General features: G+C 69.9%; 15 protein-coding genes. 8 read left to right on the top strand and 7 right to left on the bottom strand.

Translation table 11 applies throughout. The features are described 5' to 3' along the window. The first annotated feature begins 128 nt into the window (after positions 1–128). A complete protein-coding gene (locus ABD841_RS07465) occupies positions 129–866 on the top strand; it encodes a cupredoxin domain-containing protein (RefSeq protein ID WP_344969180.1) in 738 nt (245 codons plus the stop codon). Positions 867–963: 97 nt separating this feature from the next. On the opposite strand, the gene ABD841_RS07460 is transcribed toward ABD841_RS07465, so the two are convergent. The 6 genes from ABD841_RS07460 to ABD841_RS07435 form a co-directional block, all read right to left on the bottom strand. Then, complete coding sequence (locus tag ABD841_RS07460; protein ID WP_344969178.1) at positions 964–1614, bottom strand: TetR family transcriptional regulator; 651 nt, start codon at positions 1612–1614, stop codon at positions 964–966. A 9-nt stretch (positions 1615–1623) separates the two neighbouring features. Then, positions 1624–3348 carry a bifunctional sugar phosphate isomerase/epimerase/4-hydroxyphenylpyruvate dioxygenase family protein gene (locus ABD841_RS07455; protein ID WP_344969176.1) on the bottom strand — a complete coding sequence of 575 codons (1725 nt, stop codon included), beginning with the start codon at positions 3346–3348 and terminating at the stop codon, positions 1624–1626. An 11-nt stretch (positions 3349–3359) separates the two neighbouring features. Continuing rightward, positions 3360–4205, bottom strand: coding sequence for a shikimate dehydrogenase (locus ABD841_RS07450; protein WP_344969174.1), 846 nt, complete (start codon positions 4203–4205; stop codon positions 3360–3362). Positions 4206–4942: 737 nt separating this feature from the next. Beyond that, positions 4943–5575, bottom strand: coding sequence for a GntR family transcriptional regulator (locus ABD841_RS07445; protein ID WP_344969172.1), 633 nt, complete (start codon positions 5573–5575; stop codon positions 4943–4945). A 136-nt stretch (positions 5576–5711) separates the two neighbouring features. Next, positions 5712–6716: an acetylxylan esterase gene (locus tag ABD841_RS07440; RefSeq protein ID WP_344969170.1), complete on the bottom strand. Its 1005-nt coding sequence runs from the start codon at positions 6714–6716 to the stop codon at positions 5712–5714. 27 nt (positions 6717–6743) lie between these two features. Next, the gene (locus tag ABD841_RS07435) at positions 6744–7601 is read right to left on the bottom strand and encodes an amidohydrolase family protein (RefSeq protein ID WP_344969168.1); all 858 of its coding nucleotides are present in this window, start codon (positions 7599–7601) and stop codon (positions 6744–6746) included. A gap of 91 nt (positions 7602–7692) precedes the next feature. Between ABD841_RS07435 and ABD841_RS07430 the strand changes: the two genes are divergently transcribed. Beyond that, positions 7693–9585 (top strand): DUF8034 domain-containing protein, encoded by a 1893-nt coding sequence (locus tag ABD841_RS07430; protein ID WP_344969166.1) that lies wholly within the window; start codon positions 7693–7695, stop codon positions 9583–9585. Continuing rightward, complete coding sequence (locus ABD841_RS07425) at positions 9582–10487, top strand: aldo/keto reductase (RefSeq protein ID WP_344969164.1); 906 nt, start codon at positions 9582–9584, stop codon at positions 10485–10487. The genes ABD841_RS07430 and ABD841_RS07425 overlap by 4 nt, the downstream gene beginning before the upstream one ends. A 77-nt stretch (positions 10488–10564) precedes the next feature. Here the strand turns inward: ABD841_RS07425 and ABD841_RS07420 are convergent, their stop codons facing one another. Beyond that, positions 10565–11353: an RraA family protein gene (locus tag ABD841_RS07420; RefSeq protein ID WP_344969162.1), complete on the bottom strand. Its 789-nt coding sequence runs from the start codon at positions 11351–11353 to the stop codon at positions 10565–10567. A gap of 97 nt (positions 11354–11450) precedes the next feature. Between ABD841_RS07420 and ABD841_RS07415 the strand changes: the two genes are divergently transcribed. The 5 genes from ABD841_RS07415 to ABD841_RS07395 all read left to right on the top strand — a co-directional run bounded on the left by ABD841_RS07415 (position 11451) and on the right by ABD841_RS07395 (position 19168). After that, entirely contained in the window at positions 11451–12710 is a 1260-nt protein-coding gene (locus tag ABD841_RS07415) for an alpha-L-fucosidase (RefSeq protein WP_344969161.1), read from the top strand. 276 nt (positions 12711–12986) lie between these two features. Then, positions 12987–14231 (top strand): ABC transporter substrate-binding protein, encoded by a 1245-nt coding sequence (locus tag ABD841_RS07410; RefSeq protein ID WP_344969159.1) that lies wholly within the window; start codon positions 12987–12989, stop codon positions 14229–14231. Further along, positions 14210–15172, top strand: a complete 963-nt coding sequence (locus ABD841_RS07405; RefSeq protein ID WP_344969157.1) for a carbohydrate ABC transporter permease — start codon at positions 14210–14212, stop codon at positions 15170–15172. The genes ABD841_RS07410 and ABD841_RS07405 overlap by 22 nt, the downstream gene beginning before the upstream one ends. 17 nt (positions 15173–15189) lie before the next feature. Further along, positions 15190–16098 carry a carbohydrate ABC transporter permease gene (locus ABD841_RS07400; protein WP_344969155.1) on the top strand — a complete coding sequence of 303 codons (909 nt, stop codon included), beginning with the start codon at positions 15190–15192 and terminating at the stop codon, positions 16096–16098. Positions 16099–16225: 127 nt separating this feature from the next. Continuing rightward, on the top strand, positions 16226–19168 hold the full coding sequence (locus tag ABD841_RS07395; protein WP_344969153.1) for an Ig-like domain-containing protein: 2943 nt from the start codon (positions 16226–16228) through the stop codon (positions 19166–19168). Positions 19169–19183: the final 15 nt, after the last annotated feature.

The raw sequence follows: 19183 nt of genomic DNA, 5'->3' as shown, positions 1-19183 counted from the left end.
GGGCGCCGTCGCCGCCGTCGCGCTCGTGGGAGCCGGGCAGGCACCGGCCGCCGCCGCACACCGCTCCGACCGGAACTTTCCCAAGGTCGGCGGGAACCTGGCCAACCAGAACCACACCGCGCTGCGCGGTGTGCACCGCGGCAACGTCAGGCGGCTGCGGGGCGCGTGGGTCAACCACATCGAGGGCGGTCTCATGGCGGGCAACAGCCAGAGCACCGCCCTCGCTGGCCCACGGCAACGGCATCCTCACCACCGCCTCCGATCTGCTGTTCATCGGCTGGCCCGACGGCAACCTGCTCTGCCTGGACGCCCGCGACGGCCGCGAGCTGTGGCGCTGGCAGACCGGCGCCGCCGTCAGCAGCAGCCCCATCGCCTACGAGATCGACGGCGAGCAGTACATCGCCGTCTACGCCGGCGGCACCGGCATCCCGTACGGGAACTCCGCCCCGCGCGGCGACCACCTGTGGGCCTTCAAGCTCGGCGGCACCGTGTCACCCGCCGCCGCCCCGCCCCCGCCCGTGGTCCGCCGCCCGGTCTCCGGCCAGCCGGTGGACGGCGCCGCGGTGAACAACACGGTCGTGCTCGCCCGCGTCTACGCCAACGGGCAGGTCGGCACGGTGGAGTCCACGGCGGTGAACGCCATGGCCCCCACCCACCTGCGGGTGCCGGCCGGGACCACGGTCACCTTCGTCAACCCGGCCGACAACGTCCACGTGCACGGCGCCACCCAGTTCTTCGAGGGCCTCTTCGACATCCGGCTCAAACCGGGCGAGTCATTCCAGTACACCTTCGCCAAGCCGGGCGAGTACTTCTTCAACGACACCTTCAGCCCACGCCCCACCGGCAAGATAGAGGTCACGGGCTGATCACGGCGACGTCGGGGGTGGCGCGGCGACAGGAAATTAACTTACTGGTTCGTACACCATAAGGGCGTTGCCACAGGATCAAGCATCCGGATCGGGATCAGATGTCCGCGCCCCGCAGATAGGCCACGACCATATCCCCCACCATCGCGCGCAACCGGGCACGGTGCTCGGGCGCGGTCATGTCGCGCCCGAACAGCGCGCCGAACGTGTGCTGGTTGGCCACCCGGAAGAAGCAGAACGAGCTGATCAGCATGTGCACGTCGATGGCGTCGGCCTCGGTGACGAAGTCGCCGCTCGCCATGCCCGCGTCGAGGATCCGCGAGATGAGGTCGAGCACCGGCGTGCCCAGGTTGGCCAGGGCCTGCGACTTGCGGATGTGCTCGGCCTGGTGGATGTTCTCGATCGCGACCAGCTTGATGAAGTCCTGGTGCAGGTCGTGGTGGTCGAAGGTGAGCTCGGCCAGCGCGCGGATGGCCGCCACCGGCGCCAGGTGCTCCACCTCGATCACCCGCTCCGTCTCGCGGACCTCGGCGTAGGCCTTCTCCAGGACCGCGATGTAGAGCTGCTCCTTGCTGCCGAAGTAGTAGTAGATCATGCGCTTGGTGGTGCGCATGCGGGCGGCGATCTCGTCCACCCGCGCCCCCGCGTAACCATGCCGGGCGAACTCCTGCCGGGCGACCTCGAGGATCTCCGCCTTGGTGCGCTCGGCATCCCGCTGGCGTTCGGGGGCGGCGGGCTGAGAGGTCATCCGCCCATCCTAGTGACCCCGCGCGTGCTGCACGGCGAGCCGGACGGGGGCGTTGCCGGCGCCGTAACCCTCGTACCCTCCGATCCGCTGGACGATCTCGAAGAACACCCGGCCCACGGTGACGGTGTACACGTGCAGGAACTCGCCGTGTTCGTCCCGGTCGTAGAGCACGCCGAGGTCACGCAACTCGGGATCGACCTCATGGCGGGCCTCCAGATCGTCGTAGTAGTTGCCGGGAATCGGCAACAGCAGCCCGGGTTGCTCCCTTCGCAGCCTGCGGGCGACAGCTACGACGTCGTCGCAGGCCAGCGCGACGTGCTGCCACGGGAGATGGTCGGCGCCGACCTGAGCGATGTTCACCACGACACGGACCGCGCCGCCCGGGCCCGACATGGCCTTGCTGCGCAGCAACCCGTACGGGTCGGGCAGCTCCAGGCTCTCCTGCGGGCGCAGCCCGAGCACGCTGCGGTAGAACAGCTCCGCCTCGTCGAAGTGGTGCCGCGGCTGGGTGAGGGCCACGTGGTCGATGCCGGTGACCGGGCCGGGTACGGGTCCCGAGGGGGCGAAGTCGGTGAGCCAGGCGTCGTCGCAGAAGAAGATCTCGGTGCCGTCCGGCGCGGCCACCGCCTCCAGCCTGGCCTCCTCGGGGGCGCGCTCGCGTGGCAGGACCGGTGAGAGCAGCGACTCCGCGTGCTTGGCCGCGCCGGCGGGATCGGGGCTGTCCAGGCCGATGGCGACCAGCGCGGGGTCGGCGCCCGTGGCGTTGAGCAGCAGCCGGGCGCCGCCCTGCTCCCACAGCTCGACCGGCTTCGTGGGATGCCTCCCGGTACGCGCGAAGCCCAGCGCGGACAGCACCCCGCCGAGCGCACCGGTGTCGGCCAGTTCGGCGAAGGCGAAACCGGCGGGCACGGCCGGCTGCGCCGTACCGTCCAGCTCCTGCTCCAGCGCGATGAGCGAACGCATGCCGTCCAGCGCGGTGCGCTCCGCCGACGCCTGGCGGAAGACGTCGTTGAACACCTCCAGCGACAGCGGCCCGGCGTAGCCCGTGCGCCGCACGCTGGCGACGAGCCCGGCCAGGTCGAAGTTGCCCTGCCCCGGGAAGCAGCGGTAGTGGCGGCTCCACTGCAGCACGTCCATGGCCAGCAGCGGCGCGTCGGCGAGCTGCAGGAAGAAGATCTTCTCCCCGGGGATGGCCTCGATGCCGATCGGGTCGGAGCCGCGCGACAGGATATGGAAGCTGTCCAGGCACACGCCCAGGTTGGGGTGGTCGGCCAGCCGCGCGATGCGCCAGGCGTGCAGGTACTCGTTGACGTGCCGGCCCCAGGCCAGCGCCTCGTAGGCGATGCGGATCCCGTGTTCGGCGGCCCGCTCCGCCAGCAGCCGCAATTGCTCGGCGGCCAGCTCGTCGTCGTCGATCGCGGCGGGCGAGACGTTCGAGCAGACCAGCAGCAGGTCCGCGCCGAGGCGCTCCATGAGCCGGAACTTGTGCTCGGCCCGGCGCAGATTGCGCGCCAGCACCTCGGCGGGCACCGCCTCGAAGTCGCGGAAGGGCTGGTAGAGGTCGATGCCGAGGCCGAGGTCGGCGGCCCTGGCCCGGGCCTCCTCCGGTGACAGCGGGCAGGCCAGCAGGTCGTTCTCGAAGATCTCCACCCCGTCGAACCCGGCGGCCGCGATGGCCTCCAGCTTCTCGGCCAGGGTGCCGCTCACCGACACGGTGGCGATGGACTTACGCACGATTTCCTCCTTCAGACGGCGACGAGATCGGTCAGGTGGGCGAGCATCCGCTCGGCGTCCGGCTCCCGGCCCGTGAACAGCCTGAACGCGTGCACGGCCTGGAAGACGACCATGCCGCCACCGTCCAGCGTCCGGCAGCCGAGCGCCCGCGCCTGCTTGAGCAACTCGGTCTCCAACGGCCGGTACACGATGTCGGCCACCCACAGGCCGGGGTGCAGCAGCTCGGCGGGCAGCGGCATGCCCGGATGGTGGGCCATGCCGGTCGGGGTCGCGTGCACCAGCCCGTCCGCCTCGGCCAGGAGCTCCGGCAGCCCGGCCGGACCCGCGTGGCGGGCCCGTCCGGCCCCGAAGCGGGCGGCCAGCTCACCGGTGAGAGCGGGCGCCCGCGCCGGGTCGGTGTCGACCACGGTGATCTGATCAGCGCCCATCGTGAGCAGCGCATGCGCGACCGCGGCCCCCGCTCCTCCCGCGCCGAGCTGCACGATCCGGTGGGTGGGCGCGTCGGGCAGGCCCCGCGCGAACGACTCGGCGAAGCCCGCCCAGTCCGTGTTGTGCCCGATGGCCCGCTCACCGTCGAACACCACGGTGTTGACCGCGCCGAGCATGCGCGCGTCCGGCGACAGCTCGTCCAGGTACGGGATGACGGCCTGCTTGCAGGGGTGGGTGACGTTGAGCCCGTCGTAGCCGAAGCGCCGGGCCGTGCGGACCAGTTCGCCCACGTCGCCGCCCACGCGGTCGATGTCGAGCAGCCGGTAGACGTAGTGCAGCCCGTGGTGCACGGCTTCCTGTTCGTGCAGCGGTGGGCTCAAGGAGGGGCCGATGCCCGAGCCGATCAACCCGACCAGGAACGAATCCATCACTTCTTCCTTTCCAGCAGGTGCGACAGACGGGTGAGCGCCGGCGCGTACCCCTGTGCGCCGGCGCGCCGGTGGATGCCGGGCCCGTTGAGCACCAGGACTCGGGACATCGCCCTCTTAATGTACGTACTAGTGAGTTAGGTGGCTAGCCATGCGATTCCCACGGCTCGCGCGAAGACGCTCTCCCCTTGACTTCACAGCGTCACCGGCGCAGCATTATGAACCATCTAGTTCGTACTTTCAGGACGGAGTCCACACGCGCCCTCTTCCGGGCTGCGTGTCATCACTGATGATGCCGACCCCACAGCCCCTACCGGCGATCGCCTCCTTCGACGAACCCGGCGCTCCGCCGGTGATCGACCCCATCACCGGCAGCGACGAGCAGGGCGTGGAACCCGGCCCGGTACGGCGGCCCCGACCCGACCGCGGACGGCGCCGTCACCGACGACGGCCTCGCCCACGACGTCTTCACCCGGGCCGCCGCGGAACCTGCGGGACGGTTTCGTCACCCGTCGGGGCGCCGACAGGACCATCCGCGACGCCGAACGCCCTGAAGCAGGCAGGTAAGAAGGTGTCACCGTGCCGGTAGGCAGCGGCCGGGCCCGCCGCCGTCTCTCGGGCGGCGGCCTCAGCCCGTGGATGTCAGGGCGGCCCGGGCCGCGACCGCCGGCCGGACGGGCCGGATCACGAGCGGGTGTTCCAGGCGTACAGGCCCGGCCCGGGAGCCGTTCGCGGGGTCAGCGGGACGCGGGCTTCCGGCGGGTGCGGCGGTCGGGCACGGGGGCGCGGCCGGCGGCGTGGTCGGCGAACGCGTCGGCGGTCTTGGCGTCGTCGCCGCCGCGCAGCAGCGAGACCAGGCGCCCGTGCTCGTCGGCCATCGCCCGCCAATCACCCTCGAAGAGGGGGTCGGCGATGGCGCGCAGCGCGCGCAGGTTCGGTTCGAGGACTTCCCACATGCGCGTCAGGAACGGGTTTCCCGCGATCTGGACGACCCGGGTGTGGAAGGCGATGTCGACGTCGCGGAACTTGCCGACGTCGTTGACCTCCACTGCCTGGCGCATCCGGTCGACGAGCGCCTCCAGCTCGCCGAGCTGCTCGTCGGTGATGCGTTCGGCGGCCATCGTGGCGGCCAGCCGTTCGAGCGGCTCGCGCACCTGCCGGGCGTATTCGGCGTCCTGGGTGGAGATCTCGACGACGAAGTTGCCGCGCCGCGGCACGTGCACGAGCAGGCCCTCACGCGCGAGCTGTTTGACGGCTTCGCGAACCGGCGCTTGACTCACACCGAGACGGCGTGCGATCTCCGACTCCACCACGCGGTCGTTCGGTGCGAGGTCGCCCTCGACGATGGCCTGGCGGAGCAATTCGTACACCCGATCGGAGATCAGCGTGGGGCGAACCGAATCCTTGCTCGTGGCCAACCTGGAGGCGAAGTCACTCACTTGCCGTGTCGATGCCATGGATCCCCCCATCGTGCGCTGTCGCATCCCCCTCCCCCATGATAATTGCTCATCGCCTAGCAGGTATCGATGGTGATTGGCCCAGCCGCGCGGCCAGCCACGCCAGCTTGACCACCTCGTGGTCGGGGCCGCCGCCCTCGTGGTCGTTGAACGCGTACACGCTGATCTGCTTGCCGGCCGCCGGCAGCGCGCAGCGCGCCCCGTAGTGGTTGAACGCCGCGTACACGGTGGACGGCGGGCAGATGCGGTCCATCAAACCGACGGAGAAGAGCGCCGGAGCCGTGGCCCGCCGGGCGAGGGTGGCGCCGTCGAAGTAGGACAGCGTGCGCATCACGGTGCCGGCGTGCTCGCGGTGCAGCTTCACGTACCTGGTGATCTCGGCGTAGGGCGGCTGGTCGGTGAACGTGGCGGCGCGCGGGAAATGGCAGAGGAACGGCACGTCGGGCATGACGGCCAGCAGGTCGGGGACGAGGCCGGCCACGGCGAGGGCGATGCCGCCGCCCTGGCTGGTGCCGGTCACCGCGACTCTGGACGGGTCCACCGCCGGATGCGCGCGCACCGCCGCCACCGCGCGCACCGCGTCGGTGTACAGGCGGCGGTAGTAGTAGCGCTCCGGGTCGAGCACGCCGCGGGTGAGGAAGCCGGGCGCCGCGACGTCGCCGGCCGCGAGGTCGGGGTCGGGCGTATCGGTCCCCTGGCCGCGGCTGTCCATGACGAGGTGCGCGTAGCCGGCGCACGCCCAGAGCCGTTTCTCGTGGGGCACGCCGCGCCCGCTGCCGTACCCCAGGTACTCCACCACGGCGGGCAAGGGGGCGGTCCTGATCACCGGCAGGTGCAGCCAGCCTCGGACGGGGTGGCCGCCGAAACCGGCGAACGTGACGTCGAAGGTGTCGATCGTCGCCAGCCCGTTCGCCACCGGCTCGGCCGTCAGCGCCAGGTCGAAGCCGTCGTTCCCGGCGAGGGTCTTCGCCCAGAACGCGTCGAGATCGGCCGGCTCCGGCAGGGCCGGCAGGTACTGCTCGAGCTGGTCCTGGGGAAGGTCGAAGTGCGGCATCGTCAACCAATCATCGCTTATCGATCGTCAACCGTCGCATCGAAGCAGGGACCCGCGATCGTTGTCAACCCGGGCTGCCAGGCCGTAGACGCGTTCCGCGGTCGTGCGCAGCACCCGCAGGCGTTCGGCGTCGCTCAGCCGGGAGAGCCCGCGCCGCGAGAGCCGCAGCGACTCGGCCCGCGATCCCCGCGGCAGACAGATCGGCCAGTCGGAGCCGACCACGCACCGGTCGGGGCCGAACGCCTCCACCGCGTAGGCGACCAGGTCCGCCACCTGCTCCTCCGGCACGCCGTGCTGCTGGGTGAGCAGGCCGGAGATCTTCAGGATCACGTTGGGTACGCGGGCCGCCCGCCGCACCTGCTCCCGCCATTCGCCCGGGCCGGCGGTCCCGAGGTTCGCGGGGTTGCCGAGGTGGTCGATGATCACGGTCAGCGCGGGGTGCCGGGCGGCGACCTCGGCCGCCGCCTGGACGGCGGCGTGCTGGAGGTTGAGTTCGAGTGCGACGCCGAGCTCGGCCAGAACGGGAACGACCGCCCGGGCCGACGGCGGTGTGGCGTCCCAGGAAGCGCCGCCGAGCCGCATCCCGTTCGGGCGGGTCTCGGCCAGGAGCCGGGTGAAGCGCGACGGGTCGAGGCCGGCGCAGGAGTTGAGGTTGCCGACGTGGCCGAGAATCAGGCCCGGGTGACGTAGGCGCAGGTCACGCAGGAGGACGTTCTCCCCGTGGTCACCGCGGGAGGCCTCGACCAGGATCGCGCCGGTCAGCTCCAGGCCCGCGCCCGACTCGGCCAGGTCCTCGGCGGTGAACGTCCGGTGGTGCGGCGATCCCGGTCGGATCCAGGGGTATCCGCCATCGAGGTCCCACAGGTGGACATGGCAGTCGATCACGTCATCTCCATGCGTTTCTCCAGTATTGACACGCCGATTCGGGCTCATGAAGATTCTAACCATCGGCTATCGATGGACGATTGGTGTTCTCATGCGCATCTCACTCCCGCCGGCGCTGCGGGCGAGCCGCACCCTGACGACCCCGCCACAGTGGGCCGCGCTGCAACGGGAGCTGTTCGCCGTGCAGGACAAGGCGTGGCGGATCTTCTCCGACCGCTACACCGAGCGCGACGGGCGGCTGGTGTTCCGCGACACGCTGGGGCAGGGGCTCGACGGCCGCGACGGCGTGGACGACTTCTACGAGGCGTTCTTCAACTGGCCGACCCTCTATCTGCTCGGCGGCAGCGCGGACGTGCTCGCCGCGGCGCGCCGGCACTGGCGGGGGGTCACCGGCCAGCTGACGGAGATGGGCATGCTGGTCGACGGCTTCGAGCGTGGTTACGACTGGTTCCACCAGGGCGAGGGGCTGCTGCTGTTCTACGGGCTCTGTCTCGCCGCACCGGACGACGGCGAGCTCAGGGAGCTCGCCGGGCGCTTCGCCGACCTCTACCTGCCCGGAGGCCCCAACTACGATCCCGAGCACCGGATCATCCGCGCACCGCACAACGGCGCCGCGGGGCCACGCTGGGGCTTCAGCGACCACGACGTCTACTTCCCGTGGAGCCTGGCGCTGCGCCCCTACGGCCTGCCGCTCGACTGGATCGACGAGGCCGCGCCCTTCGACGACCTGGCCGCCGACCCGGAGCGGGCACGCGCCTACGGCAGGGTCATGTGGGACCGCATGGGACGCGGTGACACGATCGTCAACCTGGCCGCGACCAGCCTCGTCACCAACGCCTACCTCCTCGGCGGCGACCCCCGCCACGCCGCGTGGGTGGTCGAGTACGTGGACGCGTGGAGGGAGCGCCTGGACGGCCGCGACGTCGTACCGGACAACGCCGGGACGCACGGGGTCGTCGGCGAGCACCTGGGCGGCCGCTGGTACGGCGGGCACTACGGCTGGTCGTGGCCGCACGGCCTGCCGCCCGTGGGCACCGCCGCGATCGTCGGCGCGGCCAACGCGATGTTGCTGACCGGCGACCGCTCCTACCTGGAGCTGGCCCGCAACCCCCTGGACGTGGTGCTCCGCCACGCGGCACCCATGCGGCCCGGCGAGGTGTCCACGATCACCAACCGCTGGCGGCCGCACCTGCGCGGGCTGGAGGGCGAGCCGACGCTCCTGGCCCCCATGCGCCGCGACGACTCCGGCTGGTTCGACCACAACGTGATGCCGACCCAGCTGCCCGTGGCCCTGTGGCAGTTCAGCCGGGACGCCGCCGACCGCGAGCGCGTCGACCGGCTGCGCGAGGCGTCGAGCTGGGACTGGACGGCGGTGCACACCCAGCGGACCAAGGAGGAGTCGGGCCACGAGGAGCCCTGGTACGAGTACCTCGCCGGCCGCAACCCCGGCTTCCCCGAGCGCATGCTGCGAAGCGCCATCGACTCCTGTGCCGAGCGGGTCGAGTCGATCGAGAACGACGCGGTGGACCCGGCCGTCGGCCCCGACGCGTTCGGCATCCACGACTGGCAGAACCGCAACCCGGTGGTCACGGAGGCGCTGCTGCAACTGACCACCGGCTCCCCGCAGGTGCTCTACAACGGCGGCCTGGCCCAGATGCACGTGCGCTACTTCGACGCCGACCGCCGCCGGCCCGGGCTGCCCCCGGACGTGGCGGCGCTCGTCTCCGGCATCGATCCCGCCCACACCGTGATCGAGCTGGTCAACCTGGGCAACGCGCCGTGCTCTCTGGTGGTTCAGGGCGGCGCGTTCGCCGAGCACCGCATCGACACGGCCCGCGCCGACGACGAGGCGCCCCGGCCGGTGGAGGGACCGTACGTCGGCGTGCGGTTGCCGGGCGCGACCCAGGTGCGGCTGACGCTGACCATGACGCTGCGCGCCGGAAGACCCACCTACGCGGCTCCGCCGTGGGAGGTCGCGCGATGACCGTCGCCCTGCCCAGGCTGGGCCTCGGCACCGCGCCCATCGGCAACCTCTTCCGCGAGGTGAGCGAGCGGGACGCGGCCGCCACCGTGGCCGCCGCCGCCCGCGAGGGCCTGACGTACTTCGACACCGCGCCACGCTACGGCCACGGGCTGGCCGAGGACCGGCTCGGCCGGGCCATCGAGACCGCGGGCGTCGCCGAACCGGTGATCTCCACGAAGGCCGGCTGGCTGCTGCGGCCCGGGGAGCGGGTCGTGACGGACTGGACCGAGCGCGGCCTCCGCGAGTCGCTGGAGTCGAGCCTGCGACGACTGCGCCGCCCGGCGGTCGACATCCTGTACCTGCACGACCCGGACGACTTCCCGGACGAGGTCCGCCGCACCGGCTATCCGGCGGCGCGCAGGATCCGTGAGGAGGGCCTGGCGGGGGCCGTCGGCTTCGGCATGAACCATTGCGAACCGCTGGCGGCGTACGTGGCGGAGTTCGATGTGGACGTGGTCCTCATCGCCGGGCGGTTCTCGCTGCTCGATCACGACGCGCTGACCACCCTGTTGCCGCTGTGCCTGAAGACCGGCACCACGGTGGTCGTGGGCGGCGTGTTCAACACCGGCCTGCTGGCCGACCCGCGTCCCGGCGCCATGTTCCACTATCGCCGGGCGCCCGCCGACGTGCTCGCCCGCGCGCAGCGGTGCCGCGCGGTCTGCGCCGGGTTCGGGGTCCCGCTCGCGGCGGCGGCGCTCCAGTTCCCCTACCTGCATCCGGCCGTGGGCTCCGTCGTGGTGGGGTGCAGGTCGGCGGAGGAGGTGAGCCGGAACGCGGCGGCCGCGCGGACGGAGATCCCGCCGGAACTGTGGCACCGCCTCGCCGAGGAGGGCTTCGTCCCGCCGGAACTGCTGGAGGCGTAGACGTCCCCACCGGGATGGACCAGCCGGGATGGACCAGCCGGGCGGCCACGCGCCGCCCGGCGGGTCCGCCGGGCCGGTCAGCCGGCGTCGCGACTGGCGAGGTACTCCTCCAGGCCGGCTCCGGTCAGCGGGTAGTAGTCGGACAGCCGCCCGCCCTCGTCCAACCGGCGGCGGGCGAACTCCTCGCGGTCCTGGTGCAGCAGGGAGTCCTCGGCCAGCGCGACCGCGCTGCGCTGCGGCACGACGACCGCGCCGTCCTCGTCGGCGACGATGAGGTCCCCGGGCGTCACCAGCGCGCCGCCCACCCCGACCGGAACGTTGAAGGCCGAGGGGAACAGCTCCGTCTGCGAGGCGTAGTGCGGCGTCACCCCCGTGCACCAGATCGGCACGCCCAGGGCGCGCACCCGCGCGGCGTCGCGCACCCGGCCGTCGACCACGATTCCCGCCCCGCCGCGCAGCTTGAAGTAGCGGACCAGCATGTCGCCGAGGCAGCCGGTGAAGTGGCTGGCCTGGGCCGACACGACGAGCACGTCGCCCGGCCTGATGGTCTCCAGCACCGCCCACAGCGCGGTCTTGCGCTCGGCGTCCTCCTGCTCGTCGCCGGAGAAGACGTCCTCGCGCTGCGGCAGGAACTGCAGCGTCACCGCTCCCCCGGTGATCCGCACGTCCGGCTCCCGGTGCAGCGGCACGGGCCCGTCGATGAACGTACGGGTGATGCCCATCTGGTGCAGCTTGGCGCACGCGGTGGCGGCGCTGACGTCGGCGAGCGCCTCCACCATGCGCGCGGTCGGCCGGACGAAGGGCGAGGACTGCGCCGGCCCCAGCATCGTCTCGTAGGTCTCCGTGCCGTGCCCGTTCGTATTCATCCGATGCCCTCACCCAACAACGTCGACAATTATCGCCTATCGATGGAAGATGTAACTGCCGACCGGCGAGGGCTGTCAACCGGGAGAGGAGACGCCAGTGTCAGGCAGGTCCGTGGAGTGGTTCGAGGCGGCGCGTTTCGGATTGTTCGTCCACTTCGGGTTGTACAGTCTCGCCGCCCGGCACGAGTGGGTGCGCAGCCGTGAGGCGATGCCGGACGCCGACTACGACCGCTATCTGGAACGGTTCGACCCCGACCTGTTCGACGCCGCGGCGCTGGCCAGGGCGGCGCGCGAGGCCGGGATGCGCTACGCGGTGCTGACGGCCAAGCACCACGACGGCTTCTGCCTGTTCGACTCGGAGCTGACGGACTACACCTCCGCCCGCGTGGCCGGGCGGGACCTGGTCGCCGAGTTCGCCGAGGCCATGCGGGCGGAAGGGCTGCGGGTGGGTCTCTACTACTCGCTGCTGGACTGGCACCACCCCGACTTCACCATCGACCGGTACCACCCACTGCGCGACAGCGTGCCGCCCGAGGAAGCCGCCGGGCGCGACATGGCACGCTACCGCGCGTACATGCACGGGCAGGTACGGGAGCTGCTCACCGGCTACGGCCCCGTCGACCTGCTGTTCTTCGACTTTACGTATCCCGCGAAGGGGCCCGCGGAGTGGGGCGCGGAGGAGCTGATGGCGATGGTCCGCGACCTGCAGCCGCAGATCGTCGTCAACGACCGCCTCGGCATCCCGGGCGACTACGTCACGCCCGAGCAGTACCAGCCCGACCGACCGCTCACGCGGGACGGCGCCGAGGTCATGTGGGAGGCGTGCCACACGCTCAACGGCTCCTGGGGCTACGACCGCGACAACCACGACTACAAGACCCCGGACCTGCTGGTGCGGATGCTCGTGCAGTCGGTCGCCTGCGGCGGCAACCTGCTGCTCAACGTCGGGCCCACGGGACGGGGCGCGCTGGACCCGCGGGCCGCGGAGACGCTGCGCGCGATCGGCGCCTGGATGTCCCTGCACGCCCGGGCCGTGCACGGCGCCGGGCCGAGCACGTTCGAGGCGCCACCGAACGCGCTCTACACGCAGCGGGGCGACCGCCTCTACCTCCACCTGCTCGCCTGGCCGCTCAAGCACGTCCACCTGCCCGGCCTCGCCGGGCGCGTACGGTACGCGCAACTGCTCCACGACGGCTCGGAGGTGCGCTTCCGGGAATTGGACGGCGGCGACCACGAGCACAACAACCTCGCCCCTCCGGGCCGACCGCCGGGGACGCTCACCCTGACCCTGCCCGTCGTCCGGCCGGAGGTGTCGCTTCCGGTCGTCGAGCTCGTGCTGGGCGACGAGAGCCCCTGACGTCACGGGACAGGCCCGCACGAAATGACTCTTGAACTAGTGAGACAGGCGAAATAACATCACCTATCGATAGGCGATTAATGATCAGCCGTGGCGCCCGGCCCGGCGACATCGTGATCGCCGGCGACGCGCCGGCTCATCACGACAAGAAGGACTTCGCACGGCGACGGCAGGTTGTCGGACCACCAACCCCTCCCCGATGACACGGCCTGAGCCGGTACGGGCCGGGGGTGAGTCCGAGAACGACAACTCGATCGAAGAACGAAAAAGAGGCACATGAACAGGTGGCGATTGCTGGCGGCCGCGGCGACGGCCGTCGCATTGACGGCGACGTCGGCGTGCGGTGGCGGCGGCGACACAGGCGGCGAATCCGGGAAGACCACGCTGCGCATGATCGTCAACATCACTCCCAACCTCACGGAACAGTTCTGGAACAAGCTGTTCGACATCTACGAGGCCAAGAACCCGGGCGTGACGGTGCAGCTGGAGCACACCGGCACGATCGCGGCGGAAGCCAAGCTGCGGCAGGACCTGGCCGCGGGCGACCCGCCCGACATCGCGCAGCACGTGGTGCCCACCCCGGAGACGGCCGAGCTCTTCGTCGACCTGTCCGGCGAGGCGTGGGCGGCCAAGACCCCCCTGTTCGAGGACTACGCCATCGGCGGCAAGCACTATGTCGTCGGTGTCGGCGAGCAGATCCAGTCGCTGGTCTTCTACAACAAGAAGGCGTTCGCCAAGGCCGGCCTGGACGCCGAGAAGATCCGCACTATCCCCCAGTTCGAGGAGGCGATGGGCAAGCTCAAGAAGGCCGGCTACGTCCCGCTGCAGACGGCCGGGCAGTGGGTCACCGGGGCGCAGTTCTCCATGCTCGCCGACGCCGGTGTGCTCACCGCGGATCCCGAGTGGACGGTCAAACGGAAGAAGGGCCAGGCGACGTTCGCCGGCAGCGGCTACATGCGCTACTACGAGCTGTACAAGTCATGGCTCGACCGGGGGTTCCTCGACAAGAGCTCGCTCGGGCTCCAGTACCCCGACGGCCAGGCCGCCTTCCTGAGGGGCGACTCGGCGATGTACATCATGGGCTCGTACTTCGTGCCGGCGGCGGACGAGGCGGGCAAGAGCGACGACATCGGCGTCTTCCCCGTGCCGACCGACGGCGCCTACCCGCCCGGCCAGTTCGGCAACATGGCGCAGCCGTACACCGTGGTCCAGCAGTCCGACACCCGCGAGGCGGCGATCGATCTGGTCGAGTGGCTGGTGACCGACGAGGAGGCCATCAAGATCCAGCTCGCGGCCGACGGCAACCTGCGCAAGGGCTTCGCCTACGACGTCTCCAGCCTCGGAGACGGGGTGCAGGCGATCCTCGACGAGGCTCCGTCCGTGATCGTCAAGCAGGGCGAGCGCCAGCCGGTTCAGGGCTACCCCGAGGAGCTGAACACACGGATTCAGTCTCTGTTCACCGGCGCCTCGGCCGGGGACGTCGCGGCGAAGCTGGATCAGTGGTGGGACTCGCAGGGCTGAGCACGGACTCCGTGCGGCTGCCCGCACCGAGTCCCGAATCCGACCGCCATGCCACCGGCAGCCGGCGGCGCCGCTTCCGCGACGCGGCGATGAGCGCGGGCATGCTCGCTCCGGCCGTCGTCGTGTACACGGTCATGACCATCGTCCCCGTGATCGTCGCGGTGTACCTGAGCCTCACCGACTGGAACGGCTTCTCGTCGGCGACGTTCATCGGCCTGGAGAACTACGCGCGCCTGTTCGACGATCCGGACACCACGCGAGCCGCGCTGGTGACCTTGGTCGTGGCCTTCTTCGGCGCCGTGGGGATGCTCGGGCTGGGCCTGGTCTACGCGCTGCAGCTCAAGGAGAGGCGCTGGTCCAACTCGTTCTTCCGGACGCTCGCGTACTACCCGCACGTGATCAGCGCGCTCATCCTGGGCTTCCTGTGGAGTGCCATCCTCGGCACCAACGGCGCGATCAACAACACTCTGCGCGATCTCGGGATCGGGCCCGTCGGCTTCCTCTTCGACGAGAACCTCGCGGTGATCACCCTGGTGGGCGTCATCGTGTGGGCGGGATTCGGCTTCAACGTGGTGCTGTTCGTCGCCGGTCTGCAGACCGTGCCGCGCGAGCTCATCGAGGCCGCGCAGATCGACGGCGCATCACAGCGGCAGATCAACCGGAGGATCGTCATCCCGATGATCTCACCGGTGGTCACCGTCGCCATGGTGCTCAATCTCGTGGGACTGATCAAGGTGTACGACATCGTCGTCAGCCTCACCGACGGTGGTCCGGCCGGGTCCACCGAGACCATCGCCTACCTGATCCTCAGCCGGTCGTTCGCCGGCACGGACGTCGGGTTCGCCACCGCCCAGGCCGTGGGGCTCATGGTGGTGTCCGCGGCGCTCTCGGTCGTCGTCACCGCCCTGCGCAACCGGCAGGACCGGGCGGCGTCGGCCTAGATACCCCAGGAGCACCCATGACCCTCAACCTCTCCACCGGCGGCGCGCGCGTCACCCGACCGGAGCCGGCGAAGCCGCCGGCGGTCAGGCGCAGGCGCAGGCGCCCGTCGCCGGTCCGCATCGCGCTCCTGACGCTGCTGTTCGCCGTCATGACCGTGCCGGTCTACCTCCTGCTGGTCAACAGCTTCAAGTCCCAGCAGGACATCCAGGACAGCCCGTTCTCCCTGCCGTTCGCCAGGATCTCGCTGGAGTACCTCGAAGCCGCGATCCACAGCCCGCAGTACAACGTGCTGAAGAGTTACGGCTTCACGCTCCTCCTGGTCGTGGCCGTCGACATCCTGTGCATCCTGTTCGCCGGGCCGGCCGCGTACGTGATCGCGCGCAGCCTCAAGCGGCGCACCCAGATCCTGTTGCTCTTCTTCCTGGCCGGCACCTTCATCCCGTCGGCGGCCCTCATCGTGCCGCTGATCTACGTGCTGCGCGCCATCGGGCTGGGAAACACCGTGACAGGGCTGATCCTGCACGACGTCGCCATGACGCTGCCGGTGAGCATCTTCCTGTTCGTCGGCTTCATCCGCACCGTCCCCAGGGACATCGACCACGCCGCCGCGATCGACGGAGCCGGCCGGTTCCGAACGTACTGGCAGGTCATCTTCCCGTTGACCCGCCCGGCCGTCATCACGGTGCTGATCCTCAACTCGATCGGGATCTGGAACGACTTCATCAGCCCGCAGATCCTGTTGAGCCCGGGATCCGGCACCTACACGGTCACCACCGCCATCTACGCCGGCATCAGCCAGTACTCGACCGACATGACCAAGGTCTTCCCCAACCTCCTCCTCGCCGTGGCACCGGTGATCATTTTCTTCGTCTACATGCAGCGTCACATCATCAGCGGTCTGACGGTCGGCGCCCTCAAGGGCTGAGGCGCCGGACCGCCACCTCCTGCGTTGCATGGCTCAGCCCTGCCCCCACCAACCCGGAAAGGCGGGAATCGTCTCCATGAAACGACGGCTGCGAGCCACATTGGTGGCTTGCCTTCTCTTCGCGGCAATGCCCGCCGTGGCGCAGGCCGAGACCGCGCCACGGCAGCCCGGAGCGGCGCTCTATGTCGCACCCGACGGGAACGACTCGAACAACGGGACGAGAGGCCGGCCTCTTCGCACTCTCGAAGGGGCCAGGGACGCGATCAGGAAGCTGAAGGACCGCCGGGGTCTGCCTCCCAGAGGTGTGACCGTCTACCTGCGGGAAGGGACCTATGAACGTACCGCGTCGTTCACACTCGACCAGCAGGACTCGGGTACGGCGAAGGCGCCGATCGTCTACCGCTCCTACCCCGGTGAAACGGCGCGGCTCACCGGCGGACGGCAGCTGGACCACGACAGCTTCACCGCGGTGACCGACGACACCGTGCTGCGGCGCATCGTCGACGAGCCGGCGCGCGGCAAGGTCCGCCAGGTCGACCTGGCGGACCTGGGCATCACCGACTACGGGCAGCTCAGCCGCCACGGTTACTGGAAGGCCAACGACGTCAGCCTCGTTCCCCCCATGGAGCTCTACGTGGCGGGCCAGGGCATGACCCTCGCCCGGTGGCCGAACGAGGGCACGGTCCAGATGGGCCAGATCATCGATGCCGGCCCCACCGTGAAGGACCCCGACCTGCAGAATCGCGGAGGGACGTTCGGTTACACCTACGACCGGCCGCGACACTGGACCGGGGCCGAGGACATCTGGCTGGACGGCATCTTCGGTTACAGCTGGGAATGGTCGTACAACAAGATCGCTTCGATCGACACCCAGGCCAAGAGGATCACCCTGCGGTACGGCGAGATGTCCGGTCTCATGAAGTCCTGGTATCCGGACTTCCATTTCGCCGAGAACCTCCTGGAGGAACTCGACGCCCCGGGCGAGTACTACATCGACCGGAAGAAGGGCGTGCTGTACCTGGTGCCCAACGCCGCCTTCCGGAGCAAGCAGGGCGACGTCACGGTCACCATGCTCAAGGAGCCGATGATCCGGACCGCCAACACCTCACACGTCTCCTTCCGGGAACTGGTGATGGAATACGGGCGGAGCCTGCCCGCCGTCATCCTCGGCGGCAGCGACGTCACCATCGAGCGAAGCGACATCCAGAACTTCGCCGACGGCGGCGTGTACATCAACTCGGCGGGCCGCTACGTCTACGACGGCATTCCGGACAAGTCGAAAGGCCGGAACCATGCCGTCGTGTCCTCCACCATCCGGCACGTCGGCGGCGTGGGCGTCGTCCTCAACGGCGGCGACGAGAAGACCCTGACGCCGGGCCGCAACCGCGTGGAGAACTCGCACATCCACGACTTCGCCTACTACCACAAGGCGTACAACCCCGGCGTGATGTTCGACGGCGTGGGAAACCAGGCTCGCGGCAACGAGATCCACGACGCGCCGCATCCCGGCATCATCGTCCACGGGAACGACCACCTGATCGAGTACAACGACATCTACGACATCTGCCAGACCTTCCAGGACCTCGGCGCCATCTACATGAACGCCGGCATGACGCCGCACGAGCGAGGCACCGTGATCCGGCGCAACTACTTCCACCACATCGGCGAAGGGCGGGCCGGCGTCGAGGGTGTCTACCCCGACAACCTCACGATGGGCCTGACCATCGACGAGAACGTCTTCTACCGGATGGGCAACGACGCCATCAAGAGCGGCTCCGGTGACCACATCAAGGCCAGGAACAACATCTTCGTCGACACCCACGTCCCCTACGACAACTACGAGATGTGGATGGGCGACCAGCCGGGCAACACGGTCGACAAGAACTACCTGCCGGCCTGGAAGAAGCTGTTCGAGGAGAACAACGGGTTCGTCGGCACGCCGTACGCCGAGAAGTACCCCGAGCTGCTGACCTTCTTCGAGGAGAACCACTACTACCCCGCGAAGAACTTCTTCGAGAACAACCTCGTCTGGAACCCCGAGCTCCGCAGGGCCACCAGTGTGAACGAGCACGGTGCGCGAGATGTCAAGAACCTGCTCAACTACTCCGGAAACTGGGTCGCGGACCAGAACCCCGGATTCGTCGACTGGAAGGCCGGAGACTTCTCCCTGACGGCGGACGCCGAGGTCTTCAAGCGCATCCCCGGCTTCAAGGCCGTTCCGTTCGCCCGGATCGGCACCCAGGGCAAGGTCGGGCTGCCGCACGGGCCCGACAGGATCGAGCTGACGAGCCTCCACCTTCCCGACGACGAGCTCACCGTCCCGCTGGGCAGGACCGTGTCCTTCCCCGCCGAACCGGTGCCGTGGAACGCGACGGACCAGGCGGTGACGTACACCAGCGGCGACACCTCGGTCGCCACCGTCGACCGGAACGGATCGATCACCGCGCTGGCGCCGGGCAAGACCACCGTCTCGGTCGTCGCGAACGCCGACCCGAAGATCACCGACACGGTCGCCGTCACCGTGACCGAGGGTGACGGCATCATGCACCGCACCGATTTCGAGTCCGGCGGCAACGGCTGGCCCGTCGACCCCAACCGCAGCATCGTCGACGACGGCTCCGGCAACCATTGGTACCGCATCGTCAAGGGCGCCAACGGGCTGCTCGACCGCACCTTCACCGACTACGCGCTGACCTACCGGTTGAAGACCCCCGCGCAGGTGCCCGACGGCGCCGTCCTGATCATGTACGACCGCCACAGCCCGACCGGCAGCGGCTACGTCCGCTACCGGCACGCGGCGGCCGGACCGACCTGGACCCTGTACGACTCGCAGTGGCGGACGTTGCGCGAGGTCGTCCTGCCGGCGGAGCGCGGCCTGCGACCGGACACGGTCTACGACCTCCGGATGGTCGTCCGCGGCCCGTCCATCAGCGTCCACGTCAACGACGAACTCGTCGTCGAGGGTGAGAACCCGACGCACAACCCCTCCGGCAGGGTCGGGTTCTACACGGAGGGCTTCGCCCGCCTCGACTTCGACGACGTCACCTTCTCCCTGGTGCGGACACCCTGACCGCCACCGGCACAG

The sequence above is a fragment of the Streptosporangium fragile genome (genome assembly GCF_039534445.1).
Classification (GTDB): Bacteria; Actinomycetota; Actinomycetes; order Streptosporangiales; family Streptosporangiaceae; genus Streptosporangium; species Streptosporangium fragile.
The sequence above is the reverse complement of the archived record's forward strand: the minus strand, read 5'-3'. Positions and strand labels throughout refer to the sequence as shown.